This is a genomic window from Ruegeria sp. AA3 (assembly GCF_056542905.1).
Map to the genome: position 1 here is coordinate 1 of NZ_JBQGAQ010000023.1, position 11,730 is coordinate 11,730.

General features: G+C 51.0%; 10 protein-coding genes. 5 read left to right on the plus strand and 5 right to left on the minus strand.

What is annotated here, in order from left to right:
- Positions 1 to 207 precede the first annotated feature (207 nt).
- Entirely contained in the window at positions 208 to 1,251 is a 1,044-nt protein-coding gene (locus ACR0JR_RS21975; protein ID WP_480458160.1) for a hypothetical protein, read from the minus strand.
- Entirely contained in the window at positions 1,241 to 2,302 is a 1,062-nt protein-coding gene (locus ACR0JR_RS21980; protein ID WP_480458161.1) for an HlyD family secretion protein, read from the minus strand. Before ACR0JR_RS21980 ends, ACR0JR_RS21975 begins: the two co-directional genes overlap by 11 nt.
- A 258-nt stretch (positions 2,303 to 2,560) precedes the next feature.
- On the opposite strand from ACR0JR_RS21980, the gene ACR0JR_RS21985 reads away from it, so the two are divergent.
- The 5 genes from ACR0JR_RS21985 to ACR0JR_RS22005 all read left to right on the plus strand — a co-directional run bounded on the left by ACR0JR_RS21985 (position 2,561) and on the right by ACR0JR_RS22005 (position 7,934).
- Positions 2,561 to 3,733: an AI-2E family transporter gene (locus tag ACR0JR_RS21985; protein ID WP_480458162.1), complete on the plus strand. Its 1,173-nt coding sequence runs from the start codon at positions 2,561 to 2,563 to the stop codon at positions 3,731 to 3,733.
- Positions 3,734 to 3,811: 78 nt separating this feature from the next.
- The gene (locus ACR0JR_RS21990; RefSeq protein WP_480458164.1) at positions 3,812 to 4,177 is read left to right on the plus strand and encodes a cupin domain-containing protein; all 366 of its coding nucleotides are present in this window, start codon (positions 3,812 to 3,814) and stop codon (positions 4,175 to 4,177) included.
- A 199-nt stretch (positions 4,178 to 4,376) separates the two neighbouring features.
- On the plus strand, positions 4,377 to 5,699 hold the full coding sequence (locus ACR0JR_RS21995) for a mechanosensitive ion channel family protein (RefSeq protein WP_480458165.1): 1,323 nt from the start codon (positions 4,377 to 4,379) through the stop codon (positions 5,697 to 5,699).
- Positions 5,696 to 7,309 (plus strand): mechanosensitive ion channel family protein, encoded by a 1,614-nt coding sequence (locus ACR0JR_RS22000; protein ID WP_480458166.1) that lies wholly within the window; start codon positions 5,696 to 5,698, stop codon positions 7,307 to 7,309. Before ACR0JR_RS21995 ends, ACR0JR_RS22000 begins: the two co-directional genes overlap by 4 nt.
- 124 nt (positions 7,310 to 7,433) lie before the next feature.
- Entirely contained in the window at positions 7,434 to 7,934 is a 501-nt protein-coding gene (locus ACR0JR_RS22005) for a hypothetical protein (RefSeq protein ID WP_480458167.1), read from the plus strand.
- Between the two features lie 11 nt (positions 7,935 to 7,945).
- Here the strand turns inward: ACR0JR_RS22005 and ACR0JR_RS22010 are convergent, their stop codons facing one another.
- The 3 genes from ACR0JR_RS22010 to ACR0JR_RS22020 form a co-directional block, all read right to left on the minus strand.
- Complete coding sequence (locus ACR0JR_RS22010) at positions 7,946 to 10,453, minus strand: AsmA family protein (protein ID WP_480458168.1); 2,508 nt, start codon at positions 10,451 to 10,453, stop codon at positions 7,946 to 7,948.
- A gap of 636 nt (positions 10,454 to 11,089) precedes the next feature.
- Positions 11,090 to 11,470 (minus strand): hypothetical protein, encoded by a 381-nt coding sequence (locus ACR0JR_RS22015; protein WP_480458169.1) that lies wholly within the window; start codon positions 11,468 to 11,470, stop codon positions 11,090 to 11,092.
- A 24-nt stretch (positions 11,471 to 11,494) separates the two neighbouring features.
- A complete protein-coding gene (locus ACR0JR_RS22020) occupies positions 11,495 to 11,617 on the minus strand; it encodes a hypothetical protein (protein ID WP_480458170.1) in 123 nt (40 codons plus the stop codon).
- Between the last annotated feature and the right edge of the window lie 113 nt (positions 11,618 to 11,730).

An 11,730-nucleotide genomic window follows, 5' to 3' on the forward strand; every position in this document is an offset into this window, starting at 1 on the left:
CGGTCCCATCATTGCTAAGTCCTCCACTCTCAAAACGAGTGAATCAGCGCCAGACCAACCAATCAACCGACTTTTTCAACACTATCCGGACGAAGCCGTCATCTGGAATATCCTTGCGTATGACCGCAGTCAGCCCAAAGCAGACATTCGCATCTAAACTTTGCTAATCCCGAATTGGCGGTCATTGCTGCCGTGGATTGCTGAATCTTAAGTGGTATTGCTCACGCGTTCAGGGGCAAACCGGTCCACGATTGCAAAAGCTAAACTGAGGTAAGCGAATGCCACGCCGAGTTGCCAAAGGCGGAAGATCATTTTGGTTTGAGCGTCGTCAGAAAACGGCATCAGTGTTCCTCCGATCAAAATCAAGAAAGCGGTGATCGCCGAAACTATGCGCGTATCACCGGCAATGAACTGGCGAGAAAACCAGACCATTGCAGCAAACAGTGTTACCAAAACGAAAGGCAGAAATGGAACCACAACCAACAATTCATAAACGAGCACTGCGGCAATACCGCCAATCATGTTTGCTGTGAGCATATCCCGACTGGCGCGACTTTGCGCACTTGTGTCAGCTACAAACTGGGATGACTGAATAGCGACGAAGACCAGCACAAAGGGTGTAATAAAATCAAAAACGAAAGCACAAAAAACAAATGGAATTACAACCGCAGCAAGACGCAGCATTTGTAGTTCTGTATCAGTGACGTTTGTTTCATCAGCCGCTTTTTTTGTGCCTTGCTCAGATGCATCGGGTTCAGGCAAGATCAGGAACACCAGCCACGAAACGATCATGGCCACTGCCACATTTGCTATTAGCCAATAGGCGATGGTCCCAGCGAGTTCCGGATCCATTCTCGCAAGGAACGGAACAAGAAGTGCTGCGATGACTGCGAAAACCGAAAGCAACAAGTCGCCAGTTTTTATTTGCAATCTGTATGCGAGTAAAACACCGAGGCAAACAAAAATTAAGAAAACAACAGGATAGGGAAGAAACCAGATAGATAAACCCCACGCGAGTAAAAGGATTGCAGCCGATTTCGTCAGCAGCGCAATCCCATAGGACACTGGCACCGGCTTTAGGCCGAGCGTAAACAAAGCCGCGAAAACCGATCCAATAAAAGCGAGTTGCAAGTTAGTGACTATTCCGAGGGAAAAGACGATCCAAGGGGCGAGCGCCAACCTCAGTCCATGACGAACATTCTCAGGCGGAGTTGTTTGCGCCAAAGAGTGTTTGTCAGCATCAGTAGGCATAGCTCAACCACGAAACAACGCGGATGTATGCGTTTCCTATCGTATTCAACAGCGAGTTTCCTGATGTAAAAACAATTACATCAGCCTGCCCGTTCAAAAGAAACATTACGTCGTCGTCCTTATCACCGGTCTCATACCCAGGCAGGACTATGCGCACAGGGTAACGTTGCGCTGCCCTCAACCAACCCGAGTCGGATGGCGGGCGAGGCAGTCCATCTTGAGTTGGGTTTCCCAAAGAAGCTGCTCCAGTAATGCTCTCGACTCGTCCAACAAGGACACGTCCCGGATGGGTATCAAGAACTACTTTTGCCGTGTCTCCGATTGTAAGATTCCCCAGATTGTTCTCTTTCAGATAGGCTTCGACCCATACATTGCGGGCGTCCACAAATGTCATCAATGGTTGCCCTGCCTGTGCGGAAGCTCCCTCTGAAATCGTCAAATCTGCCACGCCGCCTTCTGTTGGAGAACGAAGCTCGGTATAGGCAAGATCGAGTTGAGCTGCCGCCAGATTGGCCAATGCGGCTTTTATTCGTGGGTTTTCTTCACCGTCAGAGCCAAGGTTTTGTCGCGCGCGCTCCAGTTCCGCTCTGGCAACATCGACTGCGGCCTCGGCATCTGAAAGAGCGGTTCGTGCGTCGTCTGCCCTGGCGGTCGCAATAAGACCTTTCTTTTCCAGTTCCAAAACTCTGGAAGACTGGAGCTGGGTGTTTTCCAGCTCGGTCTGGGTTCGGACCAACTGCGCTTGAGCCCGCTCCACATCAGCTGAGCTCGCACCAACTTCCTGAGTTGCACTTTCCAGTTCTGCTTCAGCCCGGGCTAAGCTGATTTCGAAAGGGCGGGGATCAATTCGAGCCAATAGTTCCCCTGCACCAACAAACGAAGCATTCGCAATCGGCACTTCAATCACTGTCCCCGAAACCTTGGGGACCACCGGGGTAACGATGGCCTTGACGCGTGCGTTCGAAGTGAATGGAGTGTTTCTGTCGGCTGCCAGATACCAAACCAGAACTAAAACAGCGATTGCTGTAGCGGTTCTGAATAGAGTCTTCATGGAAATCAAAATTCAAACTCCTGCGCTCGCTGAATGGATTTGAGAAGCATCCTTCGAGAACGCATTCGGCAGTGCAACGCAAGATTTGGCTGAATACTGACCAAAATAGCTCCCCCTATTTTTGAGCCTGAGGTTCACATCGGAATTCCGCTCGATACTAGCGGCTGATCCTAAATTTAGTGACGCGGGCCGGAATGCATACTCGACTCAATCTAATATATAGATAACATTGAATGAAAGACGAAAGAATGAGCTGCTTTGCTTTGGGTCTCGACCGAATTCGCGACCTGCACGAAGAAGAAAATGGGGGATCCAACTTTGAAGCGGGAAACAGATCAACTGAGCAAGGCAATTTCAGAGGCGCTGACGTCATCACTGATACAGTTTTCAGTAATTGCCTTCATCGTTTTGGCGTGCACCTGGGCATTCGCGCCTTTTCTGCCAATTATGCTCTGGGCTTTGGTTTTAGCCATAGCCCTTCAACCGGTTTACCTTGCGTTGAAGGCAAAGATGGGTGGCTCTTCAGGGCGACCTGCCACTATGTTGGTTCTGGTTGGTCTTCTTCTGATTGGAGTTCCCACAGTCTTAATGGGCAGTGCATTTGCAACACAGCTCATTGTGCTGGCTGAAGGTTTGTCCGAAGGTACAATCAAAGTGCCTGCACCTTCTCAGGACGTCGCCGAACTTCCGTTAATTGGTGAGAACCTTCACGAAACTTGGGCGGCGGCCGCAACAGATCTGCCCGCTTTCCTTGAGAAAATGACTCCTCAACTAAAATCTTTTGGCGGCTGGATCGCAGGCGTCGCGGCGGGGACTGCTGGCGGTGTCTTCAAACTTCTTGGTGCCCTCATTGTCGCCGGAATCATGCTGGCCTGGTCTGAAGAAGGTAGTCGAGCGATGAGCCGGATTTTCTCCCGGTTTGCTGGGCCAGAAAGAGGTCTGGGGCTTCAAGATCTAACGACAAAAACCGTTCGCTCTGTGGCCGTTGGTATTATTGGGATTGCGTTTGTGACCGCATTCCTGCTTGGGATCATTTTCTTCCTTTCAGGAATTCCGGGCGCCGGGATCCTTGCTGTTCTCGCTCTATTGTTTGGGATCATGCAAATCCCCATTACGTTGATCGCCCTGGTTGGTGTTGCTCTGCTTTGGTCCACCGGCGGCGATAATTCGACGGTGTTCAATGTAATTTTCACGGTTTTAATGATTGTAGGAAGCATGGTGGACAACATTTTGAAACCAATCGTTCTCGGGCGGGGTCTGGATGTCCCTATGCCAGTGATACTGATTGGGGCTCTTGGCGGAATGATGTCAGGGGGTTTTCTGGGAATGTTCATTGGTGCCTCTTTTCTGGCCGCCGGTTACCAGCTGTTTATGGGATGGGTCGATGCAGGCTCGGCTGAGAATGCGTCCCAAGACGTTCAAACGAGATAGCAAAACCGATTTGACGACGGCCCGAGATAGATGCCTGACATCAATCAATGTGGCTGGACTGTCTGAAAGGATCCTTAGATGCAGATCTATACTTTGCGTGAAGATGAAAACGGTGGAGCAGTCTTCGGACAAACAAAAAAAACGCTGCGCGGCAGCGGTAATATGATGTCGGAAGTTTCGACTTTGGTATCTGATGCAGAGAATTGCGAACGGTATTTCTTTGCAGAGCTACCTCCGGGAACATCGACTGGATTTGCCCCGGCTACGCGAACTCAGCTTTGTGTATGCCTATCCGGGCAGCTTGAAGTAGAGGCGTCAGGTGATGAAAAGCTGGAGCTGGGGCCCGGAGATGTTCTGTGGTTGGACAACACGTCAGGGAGTGGGCACGCGTATTCGGTGAAGAGTGAGGAACCCGTAAAACTTTTGATCGTTCAAACAGATTGACCGCCCGGCGCAGGCAATCGACGATTTGCAATGAATTGGTAGTCCGCTTTTTTGAACAACCATCCTTCCGAACCAAGTGGATGTGAAGCTGTTTTTTCAGACGGTATTTGTCACAATAGAATATTCGATTTTGAATATAAAAGTGGATTTATGGCATCCCTGTATGTTCTCCTTAGCGATTAAAGAGGGGGACGGATAAATGAGACGACTATTCAATATCGGGCCAATTTGGCTATTTCTTTGCATGGTGACCCTCACAGGCGCTTTTTCTGCCAACGCCCAAGAAACGACGGATGCGCAGGAAGCTGTCGAAGTAGAGCAAGACGAACTTCTTGATAAGGTCGTTGATACATCCATTTCGGGCGAAGATTTGGAGATCCTGCTTGTTCCGTTGACGGCAGATGAGCTTTCCGAGGTCGCGGGCACTTGGCAAGGAATTGTGCGCTCGCAACTCGAAGAGGTCGCCCAGATTAATCTCGGTCTTCGGACAGCAAGTGGGGAGCAAGAAAACGACCTCCGGTCACAATTGGCGTCCCTAAGTGACTCAGGATCGGCGCTTTTGAACAACTATCGGTTGGTGCTTGAGGCGTGGACACTGAAAGGGGCCAAGGCAGAAGACCTGCAACCCCATTCCGACTACATCCTTGCATTAAAGGCAGGGGCGCTCAAAACAACTGACTTTCAGACACTATTTCAAAATGCTTGGGCCTGGTTGTTCTCCTGGGAAGGGGGCGTGGGCCTTTTGATGGCTATTTTGGGTGTTTTGCTAGCCGTGTGGGCCATGATGTTTGTCGCCCGAATGGTGCGCCGTGTCACCGAACGCGGTTTAGAAAAAATTCCGACTATTTCGAGGATGCTGAAGAGATTCATCGCCACAGCAGTTTTCTGGGCTGTGTTCGTTCTTGGGATACTCGTCGTCTTGGCCTTATTTGGAGTGAACGTCACTCCGCTTTTTGCCGTTCTTGGTGGCTTGTCTTTCATCCTGGGCTTCGCGCTTCAGGAAACCCTAGGCAATCTTGCGAGTGGTCTGATGATCATGGTTTTGAAGCCATTTGATACCGGTGACTACATTCAAGTCGGAGGATCATCCGGCTTTGTGGATGAGATGTCTGTGGTTTCCACGAAGATCCGTACATTTGACAACCAAATCATTATCGTCCCGAACAGTAAGATCTGGGGCGACGTGATTACCAACGTCAGCGCCTCAGAAGAACGCCGGGTCGATTTGGTCTTTGGCATCGCCTATTCAGACAACGCGGCGCAAGCAATCGACGTTCTCAAGGAACTGGTTGCTCAACACAATCTTTGTTTGAAGACACCCAAGCCCGAGGTTTTCGTCGGCGAGCTGGGAGACAACTCTGTCAATATCTTCTGTCGCCCGTGGTCCAAATCAGACGACTATTGGACGGTCTACTGGGACCTGACGGGGCAAGCGAAAGAACGGTTTGACGAAGAGGGAATATCTATACCTTTCCCACAGCGCGATGTTCACCTGATACCCGTAGAGGGAGCAAAGTCATGAGAGCTTTTGTAGTTTGGTTCACGACTGTTTTGTTTGCCAGCAGTGTCGCGCTCGCCCAGTCAGAAGAACCGCTTGTTCCGACTGAAGAAAGAGAAGATTCCGAATTTGTTGCCCCAGTGATTGTGGATGGAGAGGAACTGTTCGTCGTTCGTGGTTCAAGTGCCCTTCCAGCAACTGAGCGGGCCGACAAGGTTGCTGAGCGCCTTTCTGAGGTTGGCGATGCTTCTCAGAGTTCGAGCGTAAATGTCGAAATCATGGACTCTGAGTTCGGTAAACTCATAAGAGCCGACGGTCGGATGATTACAACGACGACCCAAGCGGATGCCGAATATGAACAGATGGACGTGGAGAGTTTGGCCGCACTACAGGCCGAGGCAGTTGAAACCGCGATCCTGCAATATCGCAAAGCGCGATCAAATGAAGGGCTGGTAGACAGTGCGATTGCTGCCGTTGCCTGGACGGTAATCTTTGCACTGGTTTCATATGCGTTCTTCACCAAACGGCGAAAGTTGTTGGACTACATTAGAAGCAACTTGGAAAAGCGAGCAGAAGGGTTTGAGGAAGCCACAAAATCGATTTTGAGAAGCAAGGCTATCGCCGCCATCATCGTTTATGCAATCCACGTTTTGATGTGGGTCTTGTTCCTTTTTTTCTTCTATTACTATCTTTCCCTTGTTCTGCTTTCTTTCGCACAAACGCAGGGCATAGCCCAAATCCTGTTGAAATATGTCAGTGAACCGCTGGTTACTGTGGTTCTGGCCATTGTCGGTTACGTTCCAAATCTGATCATGCTTGCGATTATAGCCGCTGTGACTCGGCTGGGAATCCGAGGCCTCGATCTTTTCTTCGAAAACATTGAGAGCGGAGCCTTTGAGCTAAAGGACTTCGAGGATCATTGGATTGCACCAACAAAAATGCTGTGCAGGGCTTTGTTCATCGTTATCGCGCTGGTTTTTGCATACCCTTACATTCCTGGATCCGACTCTCGCGCCTTCCAAGGTTTGACTATTCTTGCCGGCATCATGGTCTCGCTGGGATCTAACACGGTTGTTTCGAATATGATGGCCGGGCTGTTCGTCATCTACAGACGCAGCACCAATGTGGGTGATCGAATTCAGGTCGGGGACAAGATCGGTGACGTAACAGAGATCAAACTGATGGAAACACTCATCAAATCGATCAAAAACGAGATGATAAGTATTCCAAATGCCCAACTGCTCAATTCCGAAGTTGTGAACTATTCACGAAAAGTGGATGGACGGGGGCTATTGGTGCACACGACGGTGGGGATTGGCTACGAGGAGCCTCCCAAGAAAATCAAAGCGATGCTGATTGAGGCGGCACACCGAACTCAAGGGCTGAGAAAAAGTCCGGAGCCATTTGTGCTTTGGACTCAGTTAGCTGATTACGCGATTAACTATGAAATCAACGCGTACACTTCTCGTGGATCGAGTTTGCCAAAAATCTTGTCGGATCTTCGTGAGAACATTGTCGATGTTTTTAATGAAAACGAAACTCAAATAATGACTCCGTCTTACATCGCCGATCCGCCGGAACCCAAAATACCTTCAGCTGATTGGGATGGTGAGCTTGCTCACATATCTGACTAACAACTCGTCAGGTTCATCTAAGAAACTTCGAAAACGCAACACCGCCGTCGTCGGATTGGATTGATTGACATTGAGCAATGATTAGAATCAAACAAGAAATCTTCAGAACTCAGCGAGGCTCCGGATGATCAAGTGGGTACTTTCCGCAACTGTAGTGCTTCTGCCTGGGTTTGTTCACGCAGCCGGGATGGAACAGTGGGGTGAGTCCGGCGACTGGGCAATTCTCATCGATCCAGAAAAAGGCAACGGCTGTCTTGCTTGGAAGCCCTTTGAAGACGAAATGACCGTTGAAATTGGCGCGGCGCCCAATCAGGCGGGCGGTTTTTTTGCCGCCTACAATCCGGCCTGGGTTCAAATCGAGGACGGGGCGACCGGGATCGTACAGTTCGATTTTGGTGATGCGAAATTCGAAGGCGAAGCGGTTGGTGTCTTCAAGAATGGCGTGCCCGGTGGCTATGCCTTTTTCGACAACCCGGCGTTTGTAACCGAGTTTGGAAAACGCCAGAGTGTTACGATTATTGGTGAAAGTGGGGCCGAGGTTGAACTCGACCTCAGCGGGTCTGCCAAAGCCATTAACGCCGTTCTGACGTGTCAGGCCGAACAACCGGAACCACTAAAGAACTAGGTTGCGTCCAATTATTGCAATTGATTGACGTCCGGCACACAAGGTTGCCTGTCGACAGGCATGGCATCAGCGCCTTCCGGGGCCTTGTTTCTCGAGCCGCCCACATCCAGCTTGAACTTTGGTGACGTAAGCTGGCCCGTAACATCAAAGGGCCAAGCGCTTCGGGACAGGGGTTTGCCAACGCGCCGCGGCTCCGCTCTTATTGCTATCGTATCGTTCAGCCAATCCACTTGGCCCTTTGCAACCAACTGAACCGATCCCGTTTCAATGACGATGGAGTTCGAGCTCACCCGACCAGCTTGAATTTCAACCGGAGCGACCACGCAAGTGATGTCGGTGTAGCCCTGTCTGAACTCTTCTGAAAACAGCCACGGGAAAATACCTAGCCCGGCCAACTCCAGTAGACTGGTACTAATGTAACCTTGCGACATCGACAAAGACGCATTGCCGCGCATCGAGTTGACGAAGGCCTTGCCCGAGGCGGTACTGCCAGAAACGTTGAACTCACCGCTCAAACGCCCATAGGCATCAATACCTATGCCCAATTCATCAAGGATCTCACCGAATTCCCACCCCGAGGTTGATCCCGACAATGAAAGCCAATCGGGTGAATCAATCAGGTCCATGACCGCCCGCAGGCTGAAGTTTCCGCCGCCATAGGCCATCTGAAGGGGGCCGAAATCCACGGTTCCGTCTTTTGCAGACAATTGGCTTGAAACAGATGTTACGCCTTGCTGGCCTACAATCTCTTGGAATTCGATCTGTACCTCGACGTCAGCCTCTTTCAGCACGCGTTGCACATCCAGAAGATCGGCAGGTTTCCCTTTCTTCTTTGGCAACACCAGGGGCTGAACGTCTGTTTCCTTCGGCAGCACCAAGGGCTGAACCTCGGTTTTAGGTTTTTGCGAAGTCTCGCCTAGCAGGCCCTTCAGTTGATCCAGCACGGCAGTCAGGTTCTTCAGGTCGTTGAGATCGAGCCTCTCGCTCGTAATGTTACCACGGACGGTGGGTGCACCTTCGGGAAACCGCGCATCCAAAGCTGCAAGAAGATGCGAAGACCCGGCTTTGAACTGGATTGCGGCATCAAAGTCTTCGCCCTGCCTAGAGGTTTCGGCATCGATAGCCAGTGCGCCAATTCCGACAGGTTGCAATTTGAGCGCGGTCAAAAACTGGGCGCTGTCGTCGACATCCAGTTCCACGTCGAAATCGAGACCGGCCAGACCTTTTAGCTCGTTGACAGATAGTGCGAGATCGAGCGCCCAGAGATCGGTTTCGTAAGTAGTCGCGTTAAACCTGTTGAGTGAAACCGGCCCGCCCGCATTGGATATGTTGAAATCGGCCTTGATGCCCCCGAACTGGTCAACATAGTCTTCATCAAGGTTGGACAAAACCAACTTGGCGGGCCCGTTCAGCACGCCATCGAATGTTACGTCCCGAAGCTGAAGCAGATCGAGGATTTCACCTTCGGCTTTCACGACAGGCTCTTCAATTGGCCCGGCTTGCAACGCGATGCCCAGCATGGCGAGCCGGCCGTCTGGCATGCGGCGAATGCTTTCGATAGAGGCTGGACCGATTACGTCTAACCCCTGGTCAAACGCATTAGTCTGGAACAGCAACTTCTCGAATTCGAAGGAAGCCAGGGATCCGACCATATGCATTTCAAAGCCAGTGAATTTCAGTTCCTGGATACTTTTTGCTGCTGGCGGCGGCTGTCCTTTGGGATGAAGCCGCGCGTTGAAAAGCAGATCGACGCCCTGAGCGGTGTAGAGGTCATCTATTGAACCTTCAGCTTCGAGTCTCTGTCCATCCTCCAGGCTTACCGTGGTTGTAAACGCCTCGATCTTCAGGGCGTCCTGAGACACGAGTTCAGCCTGCAACTGGCCATTGCCTTCCAAAACACGTTCCAATCCAATGACATCTAGAAAATCACCGAATTCACCGGTGTCCATCTCCAATACAGCTCGATAGCCACCACCTTCTTGTTCCGATAAGGGCTCGCCGTCGTAGCTCACAGTCATTTCCCCAAAACTGGCGCGTGTCGTAAAGGGTGCGGCGTGTGGGTAGTCGCCTTCGATTTGGAAACCCTGACCGTTGACGGAGCCGGAACCAGAGACCTTCGTTCTTTGACCATTGTCTACTTGTTCGAGCGCGAGTGACTGAAGGTCAAACACAAATGAGAAGCCCGAGACCTTGTCGTCGATGTTTAACCCGATTGACGTGAAACTGACGTTCTTGTCGCTCAGGAAGTTCAGGATCCCACTGCTTTGGGAGTCGCTCTTATTGGTACTATCATTGCTAGCGACGTCTTTTTGATCATCAGCTGATACAGTTTCCTCGGACACCGGCTTGGGTGTTGGCCTGTCTTTTCGCCAGCTTGTTGTGCCGTCTGCGGCTGTAAGAATATTCGCTTGGAGGCCTTCCACTACCAAATTGTCAAAGTGCAGACGCCCGTTGGTCAAAGCGGCAATGTCTAGCTCCAGTTCCAGCAGGTTCAATTCTACAAGAGGTGACTCCGGCATTGTCAGGCTCGGGATGACCACTCCACCGACGTAAATGTGACTGATGCGGCCAAGCGCGACGCTTACATCATCGTTGACTAAAAGTGGTCGGCCGATTTGTTCCGAAAGAACTCTTTCTACAAGGTCACGTCGCATGTCCGAGAACATCGGAGCAGCAAGCAACAACCAAACAAATGCGACAGTTGTGAAAGCGAGAATTGCGACAAGCCCAATTATTCTAATTAGCCAAACCCTCATGCGCTCCCCTATCGCCGCTTTCGCCGTTCAATCTTTCACGAGCAAAATTTTGCCCACCAGCCTGAACGCTCGTTCTGAACCATATTCTGGTCAATTGGGCTGTGTCACTAATCGTCTCTGGTAGCCCCGCCAGTCGCCTTGATCCTTCCCATCAATACACGTTCCCTATTGGTTGTAGCCTCTTCGGAAGCCTGGATTGGTCTAAAAGTCTGAACGTCATCGACCTATTGGACGCGCGTTGCTGAAAAGGTAGTAAGCGCAAAATGTACAAGAAGGGCTTTTTTCATCGCCAGGTCCGGTGTCCGGGTTTTCAACTTGGGCCGGGGTTCACAGAAAGATCGCCCCGGCCAGCGTCAGGACAAGCGAGGTAATTCTTGCCGTGAAACATCGTACTTTCATCTAGTTGAGAAGATCACCGACGACGCCGACGGCATCAACAACGGTAGACAGGTCATTCGTAACTTCGAGGACTTCGCCATCGACCTGAATGTAGCGGTTTCCTTTGCCCGGCTCCTTCAGCTTCCATTTGGAAAGGTCCCCAATATCCTCGAACTCCAGATCAGATGGGAGCTTGGCACCGCGCGTGTAGCGTTTGATCTGACCAGGTGGGATAGTCTTTGGGCCTTTGCCGGGTTTGTCTTCAATCTGAATACTGACATCACCGTCCTTGCCCCCCTTGTTCGGCTTTTTACCCTTGTTGTCTTTGGCGTGGGCATCGCTGCCTCCAAGGATGAAAAACACAACTGACAAGGCTGCGAGAATTCCGTATACGATCTTCATAGACTTTTCCTTTGCTTCCTAACTTCATTCAACCGGAGTTGAAAATTCCGGCACGCGCTTCAGGGCTTCGGTCATGTCCGCGCTCGTCATCAGTTCGATGAACGTGTAGTATTTCAGAGCCCCTTGGCTCAGATGCGAAGAATACATGGCCTGCACTATCCGAAGAGCGAGCCAGTGCTGCGCAGCCGTTATCGGCTACGCAGCAGACTGCTCACAATGCGCCTTCGTCGCCCAGGAACTCGATACCAGCTGTCGCGCCA